This is a genomic window from Streptococcus sp. oral taxon 431, assembly GCF_023115445.1.
GTDB lineage: Bacteria > Bacillota > Bacilli > Lactobacillales > Streptococcaceae > Streptococcus.
The window spans coordinates 1-23,547 of sequence record NZ_JALDUI010000006.1 but is presented as its reverse complement, the minus strand read 5'-3'; the positions used below and the strand labels follow the sequence as shown (position 1 = coordinate 23,547).

The following is a 23,547-nucleotide window of genomic DNA, read 5'->3' as shown; positions in this document are numbered from 1 at the left end:
GCTATCATCTGTGTGTACTTTTGCAACATTTGTCAGCACGTCCCTGTACACTCTTGAGAGACCAAAAGTAAAAAGTACCGTCTATTATTGTACCACGTTTTTTCTATTTTTGTCAATATATTTCTTCTTATTTTTTGACTTCTTTACTCTAAAAATTCTATGAAAACGGTCACCTACCAGATAGGCTCTTCAACCGACCACATAGACAAACCTTCTTGTATTTGTCGACAAAATGGTGTTTAATAGATTTGTAATCAAGAGATCTCTATTACAACTTTATAAAGGAGAAATTATGAAAGTCAGACTTAACATTGATGCACAACATACTGAAGAACAAATCATAATCGAAGCGCCAACCTTGTCCACTCGAGTTCAAAAAGTTCAGGACTTTGTCCAATCTCTGGATCAAAAGGAGACCATCAAAGGAAAATTTCAAGACCAGGTCTACTTGATTCAGATTAGCAAGATCCAGCGAATTTACATTGAAAATCGTAAAGTTTTGGCTGAAACTGATAGTCGAACCTACGCTCTCGACATCCGTCTTTACCAAGCAAGTGAAATTCTACCTGCTTCCTTTATCCAAATTTCCCAATCGGAAATTGTCAACATTGATGCTATTAGTCATCTAAAACTAACCTCTAACGGCTTGATTGAAATCTATCTAAAAAATGACAGTTTCACCTACTCATCTCGCCGTTACCTCAAAGCTATTAAGGAGAAATTAGAACTATGAAAAAACAAGTATTTCACGATGCCACAACTGGTATCCTCATCGGCCTCATCCTATCTATTATCTTTTCGTTTATCCACTCACCAAGTAACTACGCACCTCTAAGCCCCAACTCTTTGATCGGTCAATTCATGACCCAACATCAGGTGCATGGATCACTCGTCTTACTTTACTGTCTGCTTATCTGGGCAGCGATTGGAGTCCTCTTTAGTTTTGGCGGTCGTCTCTTTGCTCAAGACTGGAGTCTCCTTCGAGCTACTGTCACTCACTTCTTCCTTATGTTGCTTGGTTTTGTCCCTCTAGCAATCCTAGCAGGCTGGTTCCCGCTTCACTGGACTTTCATCCTTCAGCTCATCCCAGAGTTTGCAATCGTCTACCTCATCATCTGGGTTATTCTCTACAAGAGAGAATCCAAAAAGGTTGCACACATCAATCAACTATTGGCTCAAAAACACTAATATACAAGAAACCCACTCACAGGACTGAGTGGGTTTTGACTTATAATTTTTGCTTCAGCTCTAACAAGAGATTCAGAGCTTGCATAGGTGTTATATTGTAAACATCTAGATTCGCCAATTCTGTCAGGATTGGATTTTCCTCTTTTTCATCAAAGAGAGACATCTGCTCATTGACAGTATTTTGTTTGGTAGGAATTGGACTTTCCTGACCTTGGCTTTCTAGTTGAGTTAAAATCGCATCTGCCCTTGCTAGTAAGTCTGCTGGCAAACCTGCAATCTTAGCAACGTGAATACCGTATGATTTGTCTGCTGGTCCTGGTTCTATCTTATGAAGGAAAGTGACCTGGCCATTCTGCTCAAGCGTAGCCACGTGAACGTTTACCAGATGTTTCAAACTAGCTTCCAGACTGGTTAATTCATGGTAGTGCGTCGCAAAGAGAGTCTTGGCTCCAATATGCTCATGGATATACTCGATGATAGACTGGGCTAAAGCCATCCCATCATAAGTTGCGGTTCCACGGCCTAGCTCATCAAAGAGAATGAGAGAGTCCTTGGTAGCATGAGAAATGGCATTATTAGCTTCCATCATCTCTACCATAAAGGTAGATTGTCCTGAAACCAAGTCATCTGCCGCCCCGATACGGGTAAAAATAGCATCAAAGATTGGCAAGCGGGCGCGTTCTGCCGGAACATAAGACCCTATCTGGGCCATGACAGCTGTCATAGCTAGCTGACGCATATAGGTTGACTTCCCACTCATATTAGGTCCTGTAATCAGCTGGATGCTAGTATCTTCACCCATTTGGATACTATTGGGAATATAGGTTTGGGCTCCCATGACCTTCTCAACGACAGCGTGACGACCTTTTTGAATGTCAATTCGCGAATCCTGACCAAACTCTGGACGGATCAAGTGCTGATTTTCTGCTACTACCGCTAGTCCTTGTAAGACATCGACAGTAGCGATTCCTTGGGCCAGGGCTTGTAGACGTTGGATATACTTACCAACTTCTTCACGGATACGCATAAAGATTTCATATTCAAGGCTGGCTGACTTCTCACGCGCCTCTAGCATTTCTCCCTCGATACGCGCCAACTCCTCTGTTCCAAAACGCTCAGAGTTTTTCAACGTAGCCTTACGGAAAAAGTGGGCTGGTACATTACCTAGCTGCGAGTTGGTGACATGGAAATAGTAACCGTCTTTTTTATTGTAGTCAATCTTGAGCGTACTGATGCCAGAATTTTCTCTTTCCTTAGCCTCAATCTCAGCAATCCAGCTGGTTCCTTCTCTCAGTACCCGACGATACTTGTCCAAGGTCTCATCAAAGCCAGTCCGAATAATACCGCCTTCGGTAATCACGTGAGGAGCCTCAGGAGCAATGGCTGCGCTAATGAGATTTTCCAACTCAGGAATAGGATCTAATTGTTCAATCAGATAGGCAAGAGCTGGTTGCTCCATTCCTTCTAAAATGGCTCGAATTCGTGGAACACTTCCCAAGGTAGTCGCTAATTGCAAGAGGTCTTTAGGATTACTTTTCCCAAAAGAAACACGACTAGCCAGACGCTCTATATCGTAGACTCCCTTGAGGCTTTCTGTCAAATCACTACGTTCAAAGAAATAATCCAGAAAGACCTGTACAACCTCCTGACGTTCAAGGATACGATCCTTATCAATCAAGGGACGGTGGATCCAAGAGCGCAAAAGACGCATTCCCATGGCAGTCTTGGTTTCATCTAACAACCAGAAAAGACTCCCTTGTTTCTTACCTGAGCGAGCATTTTCTACTAGATCTAAACTAGCCTTGGTTGCATAATCCATCTGCAAGAAATCCTTAATTTCATAACGGATAACTGGCTTCAAATGGTTCAGTTCTCTCATCTGAGTCCGATGAACATACTTAAGAAGCTTACTGCTGGCAGCTTGTTCAATAGGCGCCAAGCGTGGATCCAGCAGATGTATGTCTTCAAATAATTCTTGCTCATAAGAAAGCACCAAATTCATTTGACTGCTGAGAATCTGTTCTTCCTCTTCAGTTAAGGGATAGCCAATGACAACTTCTCTGGCCTTGAGATTCCGGATTTCACCACAGACCAGGGTAAAATCCAATAAGCCTGTCACATAAAAATCACCCGTCACCAGATCCGTGTATGCCAAACCAAATTGCTGACCGTCACGGTCGATAGCCACCAAAAAGTTGTTTTGGCTATCTGGCTTACTACTATCGACGACCGTACCAGGGGTAATCACCTGCACAACCTCGCGCTTAACAACCCCTACTGCCTGCTTAGGATCCTCCATCTGCTCAGCAATGGCAACCTTGTAGCCACGCTCCACTAGGACATCAATATACTGTTGTGCTGAGTGATAAGGAACTCCAGCCATGGGAATAGGATTGTCAGCATTCTTATTGCGACTGGTTAGTGATATTTCTAGTATCTGGGCAGCATTGACTGCATCTTCGTAAAATAACTCATAAAAATCACCCATACGAAAGAGCAAAAAAGCATCTGGATATTGTTTTTTGATATCCACATACTGTTGCATGCCAGGTGATAATTTTTCTGTCATCATCCATTCTCTCCTTGTTAAAAATAGAGAGTGGGACAGAAATCGGTAATTCGTTAGAATTCGATTTCGTCGTCCCACCTCCGCACAGTTGAGTAGGGTTGTAAAAGCTGATGAAATTAGCGTAGTAGAACCCACTCAACCACTGCGTCTTGCTCGACAATCCAAAGGCAATTGAGAGGCTAGGACTTTTGTCCCAGCCTCCTTATCTATCCTTCATCAAATCTAACAAACGATCTTCCATGAGTTTAGCAACATGCTGATCTCGGCAGATTACCAAGAGAGTATTGGCACCCGCAACTGTTCCTAAAATCCATTCATCCTTGTTGGCATCGACAACATTGGCTAAAACTGCGGCTTCACCCAATTTAGTGTGCAAAACTAAGGTAAACTCAGCTCTTGCTACACCTTCCAAATGATGGGACAAAAACTCAACCAGGTCAATCTTCTCTGTCTCATTTGCTAGTACATAGTAGACCTTATCATTTTTCTTAACCTTGGTCAAGCCCAGTTCGCGAAGGTCACGCGACAAGGTCGTTTGCGTCACAAAAACATTGCGTGCTTCCAACCGATCCTGGATCTCTTTTTGAGTCCCTAATTTTTCCTCAGTGATCATCTGCTTGATCAACTGATGACGTTCTCTTTTTCTCATAACATCCTCTCTAGTGAATATTTATAACATTTTACAACTATTTAATAAGAACATTATACCAAAAAAACTGAATATTTCAAAAAAAATTCTTATCATTCCTCAAAATTGTGATAAAATAGAAGAAAAGTCCAAAGGAGTTTATAATGAATACAAAACAATTGATCGCTAGCGAATTGGCTAGCGTCATTGACAGTCTGGATCAAGAGGCTATTTTAAATTTACTGGAAACCCCTAAAAACTCAGAAATGGGAGACATTGCTTTCCCTGCTTTTTCACTTGCAAAAGTCGAACGTAAAGCACCTCAAATGATTGCGGCTGAACTGGCTGAAAAAATTAACAGCCAAGCCTTTGAAAAGGTTGTTGCAACAGGACCTTACGTCAACTTTTTCCTTGATAAATCTGCCATTTCTGCTCAAGTATTGCAAGCTGTTATCACTGAAAAAGAACACTATGCTGACCAAACTATTGGCAAACAAGAAAATGTTGTTATCGACATGTCTAGTCCCAATATCGCTAAACCATTTTCTATTGGCCACCTACGCTCAACTGTTATCGGAGATAGCTTGTCACATATTTTCCAAAAAATCGGTTATCAAACAGTCAAGGTCAACCATTTGGGAGATTGGGGTAAACAGTTTGGAATGCTGATTGTTGCCTACAAAAAATGGGGCGACGAAGAGGCTGTAAAAGCTCATCCAATTGATGAACTTCTTAAACTCTACGTTCGTATCAATGCTGAAGCTGAAAATGACCCAAGTTTGGATGAAGAAGCACGCGAATGGTTCCGTAAACTGGAAAATGGAGACGAGGAAGCTCTCGCACTTTGGCAATGGTTCCGTGATGAAAGTTTGGTGGAATTTAACCGTCTTTACAATGAATTGCAAGTCGAATTTGACAGCTACAACGGAGAAGCCTTCTACAACGATAAGATGGATGCAGTTGTAGACATTCTTTCTGAAAAAGGCCTTCTTGTTGAATCAGAAGGTGCCCAAGTTGTGAATCTTGAGAAATATGGAATTGAACATCCAGCCCTTATCAAAAAATCTGATGGTGCAACTCTCTACATCACACGTGACTTGGCTGCAGCTCTTTACCGTAAAAACGAATACCAATTTGCTAAATCTATCTATGTCGTTGGTCAAGAGCAATCTGCCCACTTTAAACAGCTCAAAGCTGTCTTGAAAGAAATGGGCTACGACTGGAGTGAAGACATTACTCATGTTCCTTTTGGTTTGGTTACAAAAGAAGGGAAAAAACTCTCTACGCGTAAAGGGAATGTCATCTTGCTAGAGCCTACTGTTGCAGAGGCTGTTAGCCGTGCCAAGGCCCAAATCGAGGCTAAAAATCCTGAACTAGAAAACAAAGACCAGGTAGCGCATGCTGTTGGGGTTGGAGCCATTAAGTTCTATGACCTCAAAACCGACCGTACAAATGGATACGACTTCGACCTAGAGGCCATGGTATCCTTCGAGGGTGAAACTGGACCTTATGTACAATATGCCTATGCTCGTATCCAATCTATCTTACGCAAAGCGGATTTCAAACCAGAAACAGCTGGCAACTATAGCTTGAATGATGCTGAAAGTTGGGAAATCATCAAACTAATCCAAGACTTCCCACGTATTATCAACCGTGCGGCGGATAACTTTGAACCTTCTATCATTGCTAAATTTGCAATCAACTTGGCTCAAGCCTTCAATAAATACTACGCTCACACTCGTATTTTGGATGAAAGTCCAGAACGCGACAGTCGCCTAGCTCTTAGCTATGCAACAGCAGTTGTCCTCAAAGAAGCACTTCGTCTGCTGGGTGTAGAGGCACCAGAGAAGATGTGATTCGTTACAAGAGACTGGAACTAAAGTTCCTAGTCTCTTGACGGCAATCGCTATATGGCGAATTGCCTAAACGCTTCACTAATTCACCTAACCAAATAATATCGATTTGGTTAGGCTCATGTCGTAGGCTTTTAATCACTTTATTGTAATGCAGTCTAAATAACTAACGCCAAATCCTATAAGGGATTTGGCTAGGCGCTTCACTAGTCTTTCGATAGAAATATTATCAAGTTCTACCGAAAGACGTCATAATCTTAAAGTCATAGGAACTAAAGTTCCTAATTGTTATACGCTAGCCGATTTTAAGCGGACTAGCTAACTACTTCACTAGAATGACTTGAAAAGCGGAGACTCTTCGCTTTTCTCTTGCTATTCATTTCTTTATCACTTAGGGAGAATTTTTATGAGCCAATACGCTTATATCTTAGTTGTTATTAGTCTTCTTTTTCTCTTTCTTGTCAACAAATATGAGAAAGAGAAACTTCAAAGACTGCTTCAGGACCAACTATTGAAAGATCAAGATTTTCGTGCAACTATCAAAGAAAAGATCCAAACGATAGAAAATATCAACGATGTCATTGATTACGTGAATAAAGGCTACCGTTTAGGGATCCCCATTTCAAAAGAAATCGTTGACGAAATTCGCAACTAACAAAAAGACTCGAGATGATATTTCTCGAGTCCTTTTCTATTTTTTCCTGAGAACTACGATTCCCACCAGTATAACAATCCCTAGTGATGCCATGGTTCCGTATGCTGACAAACTTTCATCAAGAAATTTCTTGGAGAACTGCAACAGAGCGAACTCTAAGAGTAGCAAGGCACTGCATAGCATAATATCCTTGAAGCTTGGTTTGCGTTTTATATACTTTAAAAATGATCTCTGTAGTTTACTCATTTCGATTGTTCCCTTTTGAAGTAAATCCTTTATCCATAGAATAAATTTCTTCCTTAGAAAATCTGGCCTCTTACAAAGCTTCTAATTCATAGAGTTCTGCAATAATCCCTGCAATTTTTTTGATATCTCCCAGCATTCCACGCATCTCAAAGTCAGCCAATACAGGGAAACCAAAGCGTTGGCTGTATTGTTTAGCCGTCAAACAGTATTGGTTGTTAAAGTTACGATTGCCTGATCCTACGACACCAAAACACTTACTGGCATTGTCTCCATAGGCGATAAAATCACCTACTGGAGTAGTCAAAATCTCCACATCTCCATTGTCAACACCATTGCCACCTTCTAGATAAGTCGGTAGGAAAGCCACATATGGGTTGGTCATTTCAAAAAAGTCTTCCCCCTCCTTGACCAAATCTTTAATATGAATTTTTTCTACTTCAATGTTCTCATACTGTTCTAATAGGTAAGCCTTCAATCGTGTTACGAAACTCTCCGTATTTCCGCTCAGACTGATATAGACTAAGGAAATTTTTTTCATTTTCTCCTCCTTTTTTGAATCATAAAAAATAACTACCAAGATTGTATCTTGATAGTTATCCTTTGTCAACTCTTAGGCAAGTTCTTCCTCTTCTTGAGTTTCTGTTAATTCTTTTTGCTGACGCCACATCTTATAGAAGACGATTGCTAGGAAGATAACATTGAGTACAACCCCCAAAATAGCAGAGCCTTTAGCACCAAGCTCCGCTCCCATACGGATGTTAGGATCTGTAAAAAGTGAAACCGCATCCTGAACGCCGATAAAGTTGTAGATAGAACCAACGATGGCAACGAAGACATAAGCAAGATAAGTGTAGTTAGCCAATTGGATGTTTTTACGAATAAGGAAAACCAAAGCCACAACAACTAGAATAACAGATAAGACAACCAAGAGAATGCTGAAGACAGAATGACCATGCTCCGATACCTTAATGGTGTAATCAACGAGCTCCTTAGCATAAGTAGCATTAACACCTGATGCTGATGTTTCTAGATTGCTCATACTCTCCGCAGTAGGTACTGGAGATATGATTCCAAATAGTGACATTGCTGAGAGTAAGGCTGATAAAATCAGCAATACCCAAAGATAGATTGGTTTCTTTTTCATAAAAGTAACCTCCTCATAATTTTTTTAATTATTATAGCATATTTTACGAGGGAGAACAACTGTTACAAGTTCGTTTCCACCTGTTTACGGTAGGCTTTAGGAGACTTCCCACACAGTTTTCGAAAAACCTTATAGAAATAACCTACATTACTGTATCCAACCGTATAGCAGATATCCTCAATACTATCATTTGTAGATAGCAAGAGCTGCTGAGCTGCCTTAATACGTTGCTTATTGAGAAGCTCTGCAAAGGTGGAATTGGTTTCCTTCTTGATCAACTGCCCCAAATAAACGGGATTGATAAAGAGATCCTTGCTGATATCCTTGAGGGAAAGTTCTTTTTTGTAGTCTCTACCAATGACCTCGAGCACACTGACCACATTTTCATTCATTCGATATTGACCGAAGAATGATGTCAAGGTTTCCTTGGTATAAGCGACTAAGTCCTCAAAAGTTGTAATGGCATGGATGTTCTTGACAATATCTGTCATGTCGTCTGCCTTCAAATGCTCAAAAAGATGGAAAACATCCATAACAAACTGAGTAAAGAGCTGCTTAGTGATAGAGACTCTCGGTGTATTTTCAAGAACAATCTTCTCAAGTAAGGTCAACTCCTCGATAATCTGCTGGAGATTCCCCTGGATAATCACTCGATAAATGGGTTCGTAGTAAGAAAAGAGACTTTCAGACTGATCTAAATTGACCGAACCATAAAAGAGTGTCTTTTCAACATCACGCTTCCATTTTTCAAAGTTGGCTTGATAAGGTGCCTCAAAAGGCATGACCAACAAGCCCTCAAATTCCTGATTAGCAAGGACAATTTGCCAATCTTGCCCCAGAACGTAGTAAGGAATGACAAAATTCCCTTGTTTTTCTTTTGAAAGCCCAATCCACCAGTTTTCTTTTTGGCTGAGATGAGCCTTGAATGCTTCTTCATCTAGTTGCTGACTCAATATTTCGGGCTCATGAGATTGTTCACCAAGCTGACTGGCAATCTTTTCAAGCAAGCGTTCAAGCTCAACCTTATCGACTGGTTTGACCAGATAATCAACGACATTGAGATTCATGGCTTTTTTGACGTAGTCAAATTCTTGATAGCCCGATAGTAGGATATAATAAGCATCTGGCAACAAGTCCTTCATTTCCTGAATCATTTCAAGTCCTGTTTTGTCAGGCATGTTGACGTCAGATATCACAATATCCACAGGATGTTCTCGGACATAGTCAAGAGCGTCGTCGGCATGATTGGCTGTAGCGACGACTTCCATATCCCATTTTTCAAAAGGAATCAAACGCTTGAGACCTTCGGTAATCATGTACTCGTCGTCCACTAATAGTACTTTATACATCTTTATCCTTTCTCCTCATCCTGAATAGTAATTCGATAACGAACACCTTGGTGTTCCATTGATTCCACACTAATGTTATAGCGATCCCCAAAATAGAGAACAAAGCGCTCATGAACATTGACGATTCCAATGGACTGTCGTTTTCCACTATAATCCACTGTGTGTTCAAACGTTCTTTGGGCTAATTTAGTTTGAATTTCTGCTAATTTTTCGGCAGACATCCCACGACCATTATCCACCACTAAAATTTCGACATAGCCCTCTTGTTTCAAAGCCTTTATACTGATAACATTATCCGTTCTTCTGTGATCAACTCCATGGGCAAAATAATTCTCCACCAAGGGCTGGAGGGTGAATTTTGGAATCCGCATTTCTTTTAACTTGGGATCAATTTTAAAGCCATAGGCGATTGACTTGGGATAGCGAACCATACAGAGATAGCTATATTTGCGACAAAACTCTACTTCTTGCTTGAGCGTCGTTTCTCGTTCATCAGAGATGTTGTTGCGCAAGAGACTACTGAATTCGTAGATAATATCTGCCAATTCGTTCTGATCTGCCATGACTGCGTACATTCGTAAAAATTCGAGGGTATTGTACATAAAATGCGGATTAATTTGAGCTTGTAATGCCCGCATATTGGCATCTTTTTGACTAAGCTCCAGCTGGTAAATATCGTGGATATTTCTCTCCAGTCGGTCCAACATATCATTTGTCGTTTCCGCAATTAAAAGCAACTCCTGATCTTTCTTCTTAAGATCAATTCTTTTGCCTTGTTCCCCCTCCGCAATATCATGGATTGTTTCCACTAGGTCAACAACTTGGGTTTGATACTTCGAAAATGTTTTTTTCAAGGTTACATATAAAATAACGATAAAGAGGAGACTCAAAGCAAGAATAAAAATCGAACTAGAGATACTCCCACTAAGGACATAATCCCTCGGAACTGCAACCTGAACCTGATAACCATGAGCTGTCTCATCTTGCAACCATTCCTCTCGATTACTTTTTTCACCTTGGTGAAACATATCCGTTTCAAAAGGAGAGGTGATGCTCACAGCAATTGGGATATTTCCTCTGGTATTGTCAATAGCCTTATAAAAAACATCGGAAGATACAGAGACATAAATAACACCAAGAGCTTGATCCGATACTGGATCGGATACGGGAATGGCGAAACTATTGGCATCTGGCTTAAAGGCATCTGCAGAAACCTTGTAACCACTACGATTGTCCCTCTTCGATACATAAACTTCTGTTGAGTCTTGCAAGACAAAGGCTACACCCGTTACAAAATCATTGCGCACATAGAGGTCATCGATATTTTCATAAATGGATACCGAAATATAGGGCGATGCTTTACGCTCCAGTTGCCAGTAGAAATAATCTGGTGTAGTAAGGCTAAAATACTTATAAATTCCCTCGATTCGCGCTTGATTATCTACTAAACTTTGGGCTGAACGCGCTGATTCTCGATAGTAATACTCAACCTCACTCACTGTCCGAGTCAAGACCCGCTGGGAAACCTGTCTTGCTTCTTTTTCTCGACTATCCCAGTTCACATAGGAAATCAACAGGGCAAAACTAGCAATGATGACAATCATCACCCAAGTATAGGTTCGAAGGAGTGAATGAAGCCAAAATTGTTTCATTCTATTTGGACGCCAATTTTTCATGAATGCTTTCATAAATAGGCTCCAATAAATCACTAATAAAGAAGTGCCACATACCAATCCCTACAAAAATAATGAGGGCTGGCATATAAAACCCAATAATGGCTAACAAGACGCTACCAAGAAGAACTTTAGCCACTGCTGACAAGCTCATAAAAATTCCGATAAAGGCAAGCTTTAAGGTATTTTGATAGGATAAGTCAAAATAAACTTGTAATTTTAGAGAAACTGTATAAGCCAAAAAGACCAAGGCTACCAAAAAGATATTTAGAAAGGTTGCTGCCAAATGGATAATGGTCTGATGCGGCAATTGGATCATGAGATACAAACCATAAATCAAGATCAAGTCAAGTCCCATAAAGGTGTAGAAACTGAGATTGCTTTTAATAAAATTACTCTTGTAAAGAGTCCAAGCCTCTTTAAAACCATAGGCACGGTAAGAATAGCCATGTTCTGCAAATAAACTCATGATAGTCGCACTAGCTGGTGCTATACCAAAAATCACACCTCCTGCTAGTGTCAATAACCAAAAATAAGCCGTTGCAATCATCCCCAAAAAGAAACGATGAAAGACTAGCTCAATAAAATTTCCCACGGTTTGCCTCCAAAAAAATAATCTAGAACTATTATAACATATTTCAAGCGCTCTCAAAAAAGAAGAGGAAAGAAAAGGTGGTGAGAGTTGAACTTACTACCTTTTAGAAGCAAGTTCGGAGCAGGTATCCATCCTTGTCAAATGGTCAAATGTTAGTTTATAAAGGATAAATATAATTGTTTAATAATGTTATTTGTGCTATAATAAATATAGATAGAGATACCGATTAATGACCAAAGGAGTTTTCGGAAAAGATAAACATATTTGCAGATTAAATACTTACTATTCAACTTATTTACTGGATTAACAAAATAACGAAAGGAGTATGGACCATGACTATTTTTATTTTAAGAACTACTTTGTTTTTTATTGTGCTTGGATTGAGTCTTTTCTCTGATAAATTGTTCAAACAACAATATGTAAAAATCGTAAAAATAATTTGCACTATAATCTTATTATTCGTTTCATTATCATATCTGTTCTAAGTTATTTTAAGAATACAGGAATTTGTTTGTCCTGTATTCTTTTTTCTCTATAAAACGTGCATTGATAAAAACGAATAACAAAAACACCCCCTAACTGGGAGTGTTTTCGAGAAAAATAGCAAGATTACCTAAATTTTATTATTTAGCATCATCTTTATGAAGCATGTTTTTAACACCTTCAACGACACCTTCTACAGCATCTTTTGCATCTTCAGCAACTTCTTTAACTTTAGAAACAACTTTTTCAGCAGCTCCTTCGTTTTCAAGTTCTTTATCGCCGATCAATTTGCCAACGCCTTCTTTAACAGATCCTGCTGCTTGGGTTAATTTTTCTTCTGTAGACATAAGTATGTCCTCCTTTTATTTTTTTCTAAATTAGTAATTAGTGAACACGTGGTTCTGCTTTGGCTGTAGCGTCTTTAACAGTTTCAACGCCTTCGCCAACTTTTTCTTGAACGAATTCAGCACCTTCGCCAAGTTTTTCTTGTGCTGCTGCGACACCTGAACCGATACCAGATTTCACTCTAGACAATTGTTCTGACGCGAACTCGCCTGTTGATTCTGCCACGTCAGTTACACGATCTTGAAGGCTAACTGAGTCTGCTTCATGTTGTTCTTTAGTTTTGATGTCAACAACATTAACGTTAACTTCAACTACTTCTAGATCAGTCATTTTCGCAACTTCTGATACGATAACGTCTTTGATTTCCTTGTATAGAGTTGGAACGTTTTTTCTGTACTCTACGATAACGTTCAAGTCAACTGCTACTTGTTCTTTACCAACTTCAACGTTAACACCGTGTGTTACATCGTTAGTGTTAACAAGTTTTTCTGTAAGATTTGAGAAGAATCCACCGTCAACATGTAATAGTCCTGGAACTCTATCTAGTGAAAGACCGATGATTTTTTGAATAACTTTATCTTCGTAAGTTAATTCTCCGCGAACATCTTTAGAAACAACAACATCTTTTTTTTCAGTTACATTTTTTTCTACGTTTGACATATGAAACTCCTTTATTTATTTAAATAATTCTTCTGTACATAGTATCCCAACCAAATTCCTAAAGCTCCACAAATTAAAACAAACATCGTTTTAAAGAAACCAAAGGATAGGATGAAGCAAGCTAGAATAATACCTACTACACCACATAGAATTGGGTATTGATATTTTTTAAACCATTCCATTTTTTACTTCCTTACTTTACACGACTAACAATTTTCTTAGCTACTTTTTGAGGGTCATATTCTTTCACTGAAACTTCCAGTTTAACCTCTCGATCAATACCAAAGAATTCTTTCAATCCTTGAGTAATTTCATTTTGAACTACTTCAAATTTGTTAGCAATGTTATCTGAAAGAACAGCTGTACCTTCTACATAAACGAAACATTTCTTTTTCCGAGTATGTACCTGAATTTTGGGATTTTTGACCATCTTGTGTTCATCCAATAAACATCGAACAAACCCTTCAATAGCTGAATTTTTTAGTTTTAATTTATCGTCTTTAGTTCCAAGTTTTATTTCCAGATATTGTCTAGGATAAAACAGGATTACTAACATCCATAATAAAACTAAGATAGACAGGCCTAGAAGCCCCCAAAATACATATCTAGCGAGATAATATTCAAATGATGTCTGTCGCCAGCTAGTCAATTGAATTCCTAAATCACTAACCTGGTGGTAATCTATCAAAATAGGAAGGAAAATTGTCAAGATTAAAATACAGAAAATAAACAATAATATTTTCTTTGATTTTGACATATAAAATCCTTTCAATTAAAGCACTAAACTATAGGTTTACCCGTCAATACTAAATTTAAATCTATAGTTTATGATTGAGTAAAAAGTTAACCTTTTTTACCCAAAAAGAACGATACCACAGAAACTACAATCACTGCACCAACAATAGATGGAATGATAGCCATACCAGCTAGTGATGGTCCCCAAGTGCCAAGGAGTGATTGACCTACTGATGAACCGATTAAACCGGCAAAAATATTAGCAATTACTCCCATTGAGCCACCTTTTTTAGTGATTACTCCTGCTACAAGACCGATAAAGCCTCCTACAATAATGGACCACAACATAATATGTGCCTCCTTTCATAGGCCCAATATACCTAGGTTAAATATAGTATATCAAAATATGAGAGCGCACTCAAATTATATGCTCACGAATATGTGCTTTAATAAAATCTCTATCTATTTTTTAAAACAACACAAAAACGCTCTAGACAATATGATTAGAGCGTTTTCTATATATCCGAACATCTAATTTATTTCACAAAAAATGTAGTTTTTCAGTTAATTTTTATTGCAATACATCGAAATTTTAAAATTCAAGAATCGTGTTAAATCAAGGTTTTTAAACATCTGATAATATACTTTTATTTTAAAGACTTTTTGCCCGACCTCATTTCATTGTGAGACTTGTTATCTACACTATTTGCCTTCTTCTTTTGTCAAGCAATAGGTGAGGCCCACTGATGAAATTGCTGACATAAGGATTCTCCTTTTAAATTTTTTTCTACTTTAGTTTATCATATATTTTAATGTTTGTCTATCAGTCACACATTCGTAATACACATTTATACAAAAAAGCTTTTTGCTATGGAAGTCTTTAATAATAACAGTTTACATTAATGATTATTTCCCATTTAATACTATTTTACTGTATGTACTAATTTCAAATATCTTTTTCATGCATTGTACCCTTTATTTATCACATCCTTAACTGTCTATAAAAATCAGCATTCATTTCTAACAATTCTTTAAAGGGAACTATTTTTCTATCTGCACCTGATGGAGTGTACTCCATTGACCAAATAAAAGGATAGGTCAAAACAACTTCATTTGATTCAAGCGATAAATCTAATGTGAACAAATCTGGTACTATCAGTTCTTGATAAAATGTGTCTAACTGATTTGTCGTCACCCAAAATAAAAAGTCCTTATAATCTATCTCCAAATCCTCCCATTCTAATGTATCGGGAGCGAAATATTCTATTGCATTTAATTTTTCAATATTTATTGCAATAGACCACCCAAGATATCATAAGCTATCAAACAACGACTCGAGTTATAACATTTTGAAAACAATTCATTACAGTAGCTGAATCCATTCTCTGAATCATTCCCCAAGATTTTTAAATAACCATTCACAGTTACATAAGAAAAATGTTCTAAGATAAACTTCAGTTCTTGTGGTCTTTCTATACTATCCGTTAGTTTTTTGTTAAATTCAAGGAATTTAATATCATTAGAACTTTTATCAAATTCTGCAATAATCTTTTTCGTAGTTAACATTTTATTCGTCTACCCTATCCCATTCAATTTTTCACTCTTGCTTCATTTTTATTTATATGCACAACATTAAAGAAGCTCAATCGCAGATACTTCATTATCTAAATCAACAGATTCAAACTTCTCAGGATATTGCAGATAATCAATACATTTTTTAAAAACATGAAAAAACTCAGAGAAACAATGTTAAAATCATCAAAACATTTGATTTCTCTGAGATAAAATTTGCTGATTGTACTCGAAACCTAGATCGTTCTTATCTACGATACTGCTTCAAGAAACGGGTCATCTTTTCTTGGATTTGGGCTAACTCATCTACACGTGGCAGATAAACGATACGGAAGTGATCTGGCTCTTTCCAGTTAAAGCCTCGTCCGTGAACCAAAAGTACTTTTTCTTGCTTCAAGAAATCAAGAACAAACTGTTCATCATCATCGATACGATACATATTGCGATCAATTTTAGGGAAGATATAAAGACCCGCTTTAGGTTTAACCGCTGACAAACCAGGAATATCTTGAATGGCATTATAAATGAAATTTCTTTGCTCGTAGATACGACCACCTGGCAAGAGCAATTCGTCCACCGATTGGTGACCACCGAGTGAAGTTTGAACAACCTGTTGAGCCAAGACGTTGGAACAAAGGCGCATGTTTGAAAGCATGTTGAGACCTTCAATATAGCCCTTTACATGATGTTTAGGTCCAGACAAGACCATCCAACCCACACGGAAACCAGCGATACGGTGCGATTTAGACAGACCATTCATGCTAACACAGAAAAGGTCTGGAGCCAAACTAGCTACTGGTGTGTGGACATTGCCATCCATAACCATACGGTCGTAGATTTCATCTGCAAAGATAATCAAGTCATTTTGACGAGCAATCTCGATAATATCTAACAAGAGTTCTTTGGGATAGAGGGCTCCCGTTGGATTATTTGGATTGATTAAAACGATAGCCTTAGTATTTGAACTAATCTTAGACTTAATGTCATCTAGGTCTGGATACCATTCAGCTTCTTCATCACAGACGTAGTGAACTGCATTTCCTCCAGCCAAGCTAACTGCAGCTGTCCAAAGCGGGTAGTCAGGCATTGGAACCAAGACTTCATCGCCATTGTCCAAGAGACCTTGCATGGACATAACAATCAGCTCACTAACACCATTTCCAAGATAGATATCATCAATACCTACATTTGGGAATTTTTTGAGCTGACAGTACTGCATAATAGCTTTGCGGGCTGAAAAGATACCTTTTGAATCTGAATAACCTTCACTATCACGCGCATTCATAATCAAATCATGGATAACCTCATCTGGTGCGGTAAAACCAAACTCAGCTGGGTTCCCTGTATTCAAACGGAGGATTTTTTCTCCATTTGCTCGCATACGCATAGCTTCCTCAAGAACTGGTCCACGAATATCATAAGCCACATGCTCCAATTTGATTGATTTGTTAAATTCTTTCATTTGAGTTCCTCAATTCATCAGGATAGTTAATATTATACCACTTGATAGAAAAATCGTAAATCGCCCACTACTATTCCACAAAAAAACCTTGCTTAACGCAAGGTAAACAGAGCAAGGTCGATTTCTTTCTATTTTTGGGAGAAGAAAGAGAAAAATATGCACCTCTAGTAAGACATACATCTAAATCTAAAGTCTCGCATATAAACTTCGAATCGAAAACGAAGGCATCGTTATGGATGATAGTTGCATGAACTCATGAATTTCTTCCTGTGTCCAGCAAAACGCAAAGAAAAAATAAGTCGACTCAACAAACAACATAGACGATGTCTGGGCTAATTCGAGTCTGTTTGTAAAGAATTTTACCATATCACTGACTTCTTTCCCTTGCCCTGTCACTTAGTATTATACACTAAAACTTTTGCATTTTCAAATAAGTACATATAAAAAGAACTCTTTTTAAAGCGTCACTTAAAAATTTATACTCAATGAAAATCAAAGAGCAAACTAGGAAGCTAGCCGCAGGTTGCTCAAAGCATGGCTTTGAGGTTGCAGATAAAGCTGACGTGGTTTGAAGAGATTTTCGAAGAGTATTAATTGAATATGATTCTGCTTTGGCAATAAAAAAGAGAGAACCAGGTGATTCTCTCAGATTTTACTACTACAAATATCTAGAACGAAATTTAGTTTCGCCAGATTATTTTGCAATCTCTGCCAACATTTTTTCAATATGTTGGATGGATTTTTCGCGGCCAAGCAAGTAGATGGTATCTGGCAATTCAGGACCATGCATTTCTCCTGAAACAGCGATACGGATTGGCATGAAGAGATTCTTCCCTTTGATACCTGTTTCCTTTTGGACCGCTTTGATTTGTGGGAAGATATTTTCTACCACAAACTCATCGTCTGACATAGCTTCAAGTTTTGCTTTGAAGGCTTCAAGTACAGTCGGAACCGTTTCACCAGCCATGACTTTTCGCTCAGCTTCTGTCAATTCTGGGAAGTCTGAGAAGAAAAGGTCTGTCAATGGAACGATTTCGTCCACTGACTTCATTTGTGGTTTGTAGAGTTCTACCAATTTTTTAGCCTTGTCTGTCAAACGTCCTGCTTCTTCAAGGAATGGTTTTGCCATTTCAAAAATAGTCTCAAGGTCTGCATTCTTGATATAGTCATTGCTCATCCAGTCAAGTTTCTTCTGGTCGAAGGCTGCTGGAGACTTGCTAAGACGGTTTTCATCAAAGAGCTTGATGAGTTCTTCACGAGAGAAGATTTCGTCTTCCCCACCAGGATTCCAACCAAGAAGAGCGATAAAGTTAAAGACTGCTTCTGGAAGGTAACCTTTCTTACGATAGTCTTCGATGAACTGAAGGGTATTGGTGTCACGTTTAGACAACTTCTTTCCAGTTTCAGAGTTGATAATCAAGGTCATGTGACCGAACTCTGGTGCTTCCCAACCAAGAGCTTCATAGACCATGAGCTGTTTTGGTGTGTTAGCAATGTGGTCGTCTCCACGAATGACGTGAGAGATTTGCATGTCGTGGTCATCGATCACAACGGCAAAGTTGTAAGTTGGGTAGCCATCTTTCTTTTGGATAACCCAGTCCCCACCGATATTGCCACCTTCAAATTCGATATCACCTTTGACCATATCATGCCACTTATAGATACCAGATTCATTCACTGCCAAACGAACAGTTGGGATAATACCTGCGGCTTCACGTTCTGCAACATAAGCTACTTTTTCTTCCTCGCTCATACCAAGGTATTCGTTGATGTAACGAGGTGTTTCACCAGCTGCTTCTTGGCGTTCACGTTCAGCTGCCAACTCTTCTTCAGTGACGTAAGATTTGTAGGCTTTCCCTTCAGCAAGCAATTGGTCGATATATTTTTGATAGAGTTCCAAACGCTCTGATTGGCGGTAGTTTTCATGAGTTTCTGGACTTTCATCCCAATCCATGCCCAACCAACGAAGGTTTTCAAGCTGTGAACGTTCTCCGTCTTCAACGTGACGCTTACGATCAGTATCTTCGATACGGATGATAAAAGTTCCACCATGGTGGCGTGCATACAAGTAGTTAAACAATGCTGTACGGGCATTTCCGATGTGTAGTAGTCCTGTTGGACTTGGTGCATAACGCACACGAATATCTTTTGACATATCTTCTCCTATATAGTCTCTAGGCGTCTGCCTTTTTGCTCTCTATATTATATCACAAGTCGTGCCAGAGTCCAATTTCTCTTTTCGAGAAAAAGCAAAAAGAGTGGTAAAACCACTCTTTTCAGGCTCTATTATAGACGAGCGTTGAGTTCTTTGCTCAATTCTTCAAATCCTGGTTTACCAAGAAGGGCAAACATGTTACGTTTGTAAGCTTCAACACCTGGTTGGTCAAATGGGTTGATGGCATTCAAGTAACCTGAAAGGGCGATAGCCAATTCGAAGAAGTAGATTGTGTAACCAAGAGTGAAGGCATCTTGCTCAGGAAGAGTTACGTACATGTTTGGTACGTCACCGTCAGTGTGGGCAAGAAGAACACCATCAGTCGCTTTTTTGTTTACAAAGTCAACGTCTTTTCCTTGAAGGTAACCAAGTCCGTCAAGGTCTTCTTCCAAAGTAGGAATGATCACGTTCTTACGTGGTTTGTCAACACGGACAACGGTTTCAAACATGATACGAGTTCCTTCTTGAATAAATTGACCCAATGAGTGCAAGTCTGTTGAGAAGTTAGCTGAAGTTGGGTAAATACCTTTTTGGTCTTTCCCTTCTGACTCACCAGCCAATTGTTTCCACCATTCTGAGAAGTATTGAAGTGATGGCTCGTAGTTTACCAAGATTTCAGTTGCATAACCTTTACGGTAAAGGATGTTACGCACTGCAGCATATTGGTAAGCTTCGTTTTCTGAAAGTTTGTCTGAAGTGTAATCTTTACGAGCAGCATTCGCACCTTCCATAAGGGCTTTGATGTCTGCACCTGATGCAGCGATTGGAAGCAATCCAACTGCTGTCAATACTGAGAAACGTCCACCGATATCATCTGGAACTACAAAAGTTTCCCAACCGTTAGCATCTGCTTCAACCTTAACTGCACCTTTTTGGCGGTCAGTAGTTGCGTAGATACGTTTGTTAGCTTCTTCTTGACCGTATTTCTTGACCAAGAGTTCTTTGAAGACACGGAAAGCGATGGCTGGTTCAGTTGTTGTACCAGATTTAGAAATCACGTTTACTGAGAAGTCTTTATCTGAAACATACTCTACCAAGTCAGCAAGGTAAGTAGATGAGATTGAGTTTCCAGCGTAAAGGATTTGTGGCGCTTTGCGTTCTTCTTTGGTTTGCAAGTTTGCAAAATGGTGGTTCAAGAAGTCAATGGCTGCTTTCGCTCCAAGGTATGATCCACCGATACCGATCACGACCAAAACATCGCTGTCTGATTTGATTTGTTCAGCAGCTTTCAAGATGCGGTCAAATTCTTCGCGGTCGTAGTTCTCAGGAAGGTCCAACCAACCCAAGAAGTCGCTACCAGCACCAGTTCCTTTACGGATCAATTCGTCTGCTGCTGTAACTTGTGATTGCATGTACTCCACTTCATGTGGTGCAACAAATTTGTCTAATACTTTTGAATAATCAAATTTAATATGTGACATAGTATTCCTCCAAAATTTCTTCCTTTCTATCATAACGCTTACTAACAATTTTTTCAAGTTTTTATACTAAAAATTTCCAATTTTTATCACAATTCAAACGTTTGCGTAAAAATACAACTCTATAAATATTCGTGAACAACGAATAAAAAAACGACTAAATTTCTAGTCGTTACAATTCATTCAATAAATACTCAAATAATTCTAAGTTGCCATCTTCTTCATTAACCAAGAATTCTGGATGCCACTGCAAGCCGATAATACGGTGTTCATCAATGGATTCAATTGCTTCAACAGTTTGGTCACGTGGATCTACTGCTGTTACGCGGAAATTTGGAGCTAAGTCTTTAATGCTCTGACGGTGCACTGAATTAACTTGACTTTCTTTACCAAATAATTTAGACACTACACTGCCATCTACTGTCTCAATGGAATGTGAAGTCCCAAAAGGTAGGCCTTGCCAATGACCTTCAATCTCCTGATTGAGCGCACCACCAAAGGCAACGTTGACCAGTTGAACACCACGGCAAATGGCTAAAATTGGTTTGTTCTGACGTAGAGCCTCTTGTAGAAGGGCCAACTCAAACTCATCGCGTGCTAGATTATAGTCATCACTATCAATCGTTTTTTCCTCCCCATAAAACTGAGGATGGACATTTTGTCCTCCAGTCAAGATAAGCTTGTCAATCATTTCTACATAATCACGAACAACCGACTCATCACCAACTGGAATCACCAAAGGAAGTCCGCCAACCTGACGAATACTCTCAGCGAATTTACAAGAGACAGATGAATGAATATTTTTTCCTTCTGCGTCCACGGGACATAGATTTGTTGCAACTCCAACAATCGTTCTTGCCATTACTGATTTCCTTTCGTTTTCCATTGATAATCTTATCTTACCATCCTTCCCCACACCTGTCTAATATGTTTTTTTTAAGTCCGTGATAAAATTTTTTTATCAGAAAAAGTTGCCCAAAATTAGGACAACTTTTTTGCTTATACTCAATGAAAATCAAAGAGCAAACTAGGAAGCTAGCCGCAGGTTGCTCAAAACACAGTTTTGAGGTTGTGGATAGAACTGACGAAGTCAGTAACACATATACGGCAAGGGGACGCTGACGTGGTTTGAAGAGATTTTCGAAGAGTATTATTCAAAGACAAATTGATTATGGTACAGTTCGGAGTAAAAACCTCCAAGCTTGAGTAATTCGTGATGATTTCCTTGTTCGATAACCTCACCGTCCTTAAGGACAATAATCTGATCGGCATTGAGAATGGTTTTCAGGCGGTGAGCAATCACAAAACTAGTTCTTCCTGCTACAATTGCCTCCATGGCATTTTGAATCTTGCTCTCTGTTACAGTATCCACGTTTGATGTTGCCTCATCCAAGATTAAGACCTGCGGATCTGTCATCAAGGTACGGGCGATAGAAATCAACTGCTTCTGACCAGTCGAGAAGACGCTCTGGTCATCATTAATCAAAGTATCATACTTATCTGGCAAGCTTTCGATGTAGTCATGGATGTGTGTAGCCTTGGCTGCTGCTTCGACCATTTCCTGACTGGCATCTGGGACACCGAATCGAATATTGTCCCTAATAGTTCCGCTGAACAAAACAGAATCCTGTAAAACAATTCCTACCTTACTTCGCAAACTATCCAAATCAAATTCTCGGATATCTGTTCCATCAAAGCTGATACTACCTGCATCCACATCATAAAAACGATTGATGAGGTTCATAATGGTCGTTTTCCCTGAACCTGTCGGACCAACAACCGCAATCATTTTCCCTTTTGGAGCTGAAATGCTGACATCTTTCAAAATGGGTTTTCCTGGCAGGTAGGAGAAGTCTACATTACGAATCTCCACACCTTCTTTTAATTCGCTAAAGACTGGAGCATCTTGAGGGCGAATTTCTTCTTCTGCATCAAACATTTCTTGGATACGGTCTGCACCTGTAAAGGCCAGTTGCAAACTTCCCCAGCTCGCCGCTAATTGGATAATGGGCTGGTAATACTGTTGCGAAAACTGAGTAAACATGACAATCAAACCCAGAGCAGTTGCTGTCTCGATGTTCTTATCATTCAGTAAGACAGCTGAACCTACAAAAATAACGACTGCTGTATTGACCAAACTCATTCCGTTCATAACAGGGAAAAGAATTCCTGAGAACATTCTTCCCTTGAAAGTGGCTTTTCGAACCCGTTCATTCTGCTCGACAAAACCAGCAATCACATCTTCTTGAATACCTTGAACGATAACGGCTTTTTGTCCAGAGATATTCTCGTCCATATAAGCATTGAGCTTCCCAACTTCTTTTTGTTGGAGATTGGTATATTTCCGCGCTAGCTTCAGGATAAAGAACAACATGATAACAGCTATCGGAGTGCTAGCAATCGTAATCAAAGCCAAGGTCACATTTTTTGCGAACATGACAATCAGCAAGCCAATATAAAGAGCGATATTGGTCATGACAGACACAAGACTTTCATTAAAAGCTTGGAGAATATTATCCAAATCACTGGTAAAACGAGACAGGATGTCTCCATCTTGATGGCGGTCAAAGAAAGAAACAGTCAAGCGAGAAAGCTTGCCAAAAAGTCCCTTACGCATCTCATTTGTCGATTCGGCAATAATGCGGCTCATCAAGACCATATAGATGAGACTAGAAACTACTATAGTATCTTAGTTTATAAAATACATGTTATAATAAAGCTATGGCATATAGTACAGATTTTAAACACCGAGCATTA

Annotated in this window: 21 protein-coding genes and 1 pseudogene; 4 read left to right on the top strand and 18 right to left on the bottom strand. The window is 39.1% G+C overall.

Annotated features, from left to right (window positions below):
- The first annotated feature begins 292 nt into the window (after positions 1-292).
- Entirely contained in the window at positions 293-733 is a 441-nt protein-coding gene (locus M1R56_RS04925; protein WP_248034809.1) for a LytTR family DNA-binding domain-containing protein, read from the top strand.
- On the top strand, positions 730-1,188 hold the full coding sequence (locus tag M1R56_RS04920; protein ID WP_248034808.1) for a DUF3021 domain-containing protein: 459 nt from the start codon (positions 730-732) through the stop codon (positions 1,186-1,188). The genes M1R56_RS04925 and M1R56_RS04920 overlap by 4 nt, the downstream gene beginning before the upstream one ends.
- 40 nt (positions 1,189-1,228) lie before the next feature.
- Here M1R56_RS04920 and mutS read toward each other — a convergent pair whose 3' ends face one another.
- On the bottom strand, positions 1,229-3,760 hold the full coding sequence (gene mutS / locus M1R56_RS04915; protein ID WP_248034807.1) for a DNA mismatch repair protein MutS: 2,532 nt from the start codon (positions 3,758-3,760) through the stop codon (positions 1,229-1,231).
- A gap of 199 nt (positions 3,761-3,959) precedes the next feature.
- Positions 3,960-4,406, bottom strand: a complete 447-nt coding sequence (gene argR, locus M1R56_RS04910) for an arginine repressor (RefSeq protein WP_001231485.1) — start codon at positions 4,404-4,406, stop codon at positions 3,960-3,962.
- 143 nt (positions 4,407-4,549) lie between these two features.
- Here argR and argS point away from each other — a divergent pair, with 143 nt between their 5' ends.
- Positions 4,550-6,241, top strand: coding sequence for an arginine--tRNA ligase (gene argS, locus M1R56_RS04905; RefSeq protein ID WP_248034806.1), 1,692 nt, complete (start codon positions 4,550-4,552; stop codon positions 6,239-6,241).
- Positions 6,242-6,644: 403 nt separating this feature from the next.
- On the top strand, positions 6,645-6,893 hold the full coding sequence (locus M1R56_RS04900; RefSeq protein ID WP_006146258.1) for a hypothetical protein: 249 nt from the start codon (positions 6,645-6,647) through the stop codon (positions 6,891-6,893).
- Between the two features lie 316 nt (positions 6,894-7,209).
- Here M1R56_RS04900 and nrdI read toward each other — a convergent pair whose 3' ends face one another.
- The 16 genes and pseudogenes from nrdI to M1R56_RS04820 all read right to left on the bottom strand — a co-directional run.
- A complete protein-coding gene (gene nrdI, locus M1R56_RS04895) occupies positions 7,210-7,677 on the bottom strand; it encodes a class Ib ribonucleoside-diphosphate reductase assembly flavoprotein NrdI (protein WP_075231883.1) in 468 nt (155 codons plus the stop codon).
- Between the two features lie 72 nt (positions 7,678-7,749).
- Positions 7,750-8,283 carry an ABC transporter permease gene (locus M1R56_RS04890; protein ID WP_248034805.1) on the bottom strand — a complete coding sequence of 178 codons (534 nt, stop codon included), beginning with the start codon at positions 8,281-8,283 and terminating at the stop codon, positions 7,750-7,752.
- 62 nt (positions 8,284-8,345) lie between these two features.
- A complete protein-coding gene (locus M1R56_RS04885; RefSeq protein ID WP_248034804.1) occupies positions 8,346-9,632 on the bottom strand; it encodes a response regulator transcription factor in 1,287 nt (428 codons plus the stop codon).
- Between the two features lie 2 nt (positions 9,633-9,634).
- The gene (locus M1R56_RS04880) at positions 9,635-11,308 is read right to left on the bottom strand and encodes a sensor histidine kinase (protein ID WP_248034803.1); all 1,674 of its coding nucleotides are present in this window, start codon (positions 11,306-11,308) and stop codon (positions 9,635-9,637) included.
- Entirely contained in the window at positions 11,286-11,900 is a 615-nt protein-coding gene (locus tag M1R56_RS04875) for a DUF624 domain-containing protein (protein WP_248034802.1), read from the bottom strand. The genes M1R56_RS04880 and M1R56_RS04875 overlap by 23 nt, the downstream gene beginning before the upstream one ends.
- Positions 11,901-12,523: 623 nt before the next feature.
- Positions 12,524-12,730, bottom strand: a complete 207-nt coding sequence (locus tag M1R56_RS04870) for a CsbD family protein (RefSeq protein WP_248034801.1) — start codon at positions 12,728-12,730, stop codon at positions 12,524-12,526.
- Between the two features lie 37 nt (positions 12,731-12,767).
- Positions 12,768-13,388 carry an Asp23/Gls24 family envelope stress response protein gene (locus tag M1R56_RS04865; protein WP_248034800.1) on the bottom strand — a complete coding sequence of 207 codons (621 nt, stop codon included), beginning with the start codon at positions 13,386-13,388 and terminating at the stop codon, positions 12,768-12,770.
- An 11-nt stretch (positions 13,389-13,399) separates the two neighbouring features.
- Positions 13,400-13,570, bottom strand: a complete 171-nt coding sequence (locus tag M1R56_RS04860) for a DUF2273 domain-containing protein (RefSeq protein ID WP_060955197.1) — start codon at positions 13,568-13,570, stop codon at positions 13,400-13,402.
- Positions 13,571-13,581: 11 nt separating this feature from the next.
- Complete coding sequence (gene amaP, locus M1R56_RS04855; RefSeq protein ID WP_248034799.1) at positions 13,582-14,145, bottom strand: alkaline shock response membrane anchor protein AmaP; 564 nt, start codon at positions 14,143-14,145, stop codon at positions 13,582-13,584.
- Between the two features lie 86 nt (positions 14,146-14,231).
- Positions 14,232-14,471, bottom strand: coding sequence for a GlsB/YeaQ/YmgE family stress response membrane protein (locus tag M1R56_RS04850; protein ID WP_248034798.1), 240 nt, complete (start codon positions 14,469-14,471; stop codon positions 14,232-14,234).
- Positions 14,472-15,410: 939 nt separating this feature from the next.
- On the bottom strand, positions 15,411-15,689 hold the full coding sequence (locus M1R56_RS04845) for a hypothetical protein (RefSeq protein ID WP_248034797.1): 279 nt from the start codon (positions 15,687-15,689) through the stop codon (positions 15,411-15,413).
- A gap of 253 nt (positions 15,690-15,942) precedes the next feature.
- Positions 15,943-17,157 (bottom strand): pyridoxal phosphate-dependent aminotransferase, encoded by a 1,215-nt coding sequence (locus tag M1R56_RS04840; protein ID WP_045762715.1) that lies wholly within the window; start codon positions 17,155-17,157, stop codon positions 15,943-15,945.
- Between the two features lie 694 nt (positions 17,158-17,851).
- Positions 17,852-19,312 (bottom strand): glutamate--tRNA ligase, encoded by a 1,461-nt coding sequence (gene gltX, locus M1R56_RS04835; protein WP_248034796.1) that lies wholly within the window; start codon positions 19,310-19,312, stop codon positions 17,852-17,854.
- A 131-nt stretch (positions 19,313-19,443) separates the two neighbouring features.
- Positions 19,444-20,793, bottom strand: coding sequence for a glucose-6-phosphate isomerase (locus M1R56_RS04830; protein ID WP_248034795.1), 1,350 nt, complete (start codon positions 20,791-20,793; stop codon positions 19,444-19,446).
- Between the two features lie 169 nt (positions 20,794-20,962).
- Positions 20,963-21,652, bottom strand: a complete 690-nt coding sequence (locus tag M1R56_RS04825; protein ID WP_248034794.1) for a gamma-glutamyl-gamma-aminobutyrate hydrolase family protein — start codon at positions 21,650-21,652, stop codon at positions 20,963-20,965.
- A gap of 288 nt (positions 21,653-21,940) precedes the next feature.
- A pseudogene (locus M1R56_RS04820) lies at positions 21,941-23,467 on the bottom strand (ABC transporter ATP-binding protein); the annotation flags it as partial.
- Between the last annotated feature and the right edge of the window lie 80 nt (positions 23,468-23,547).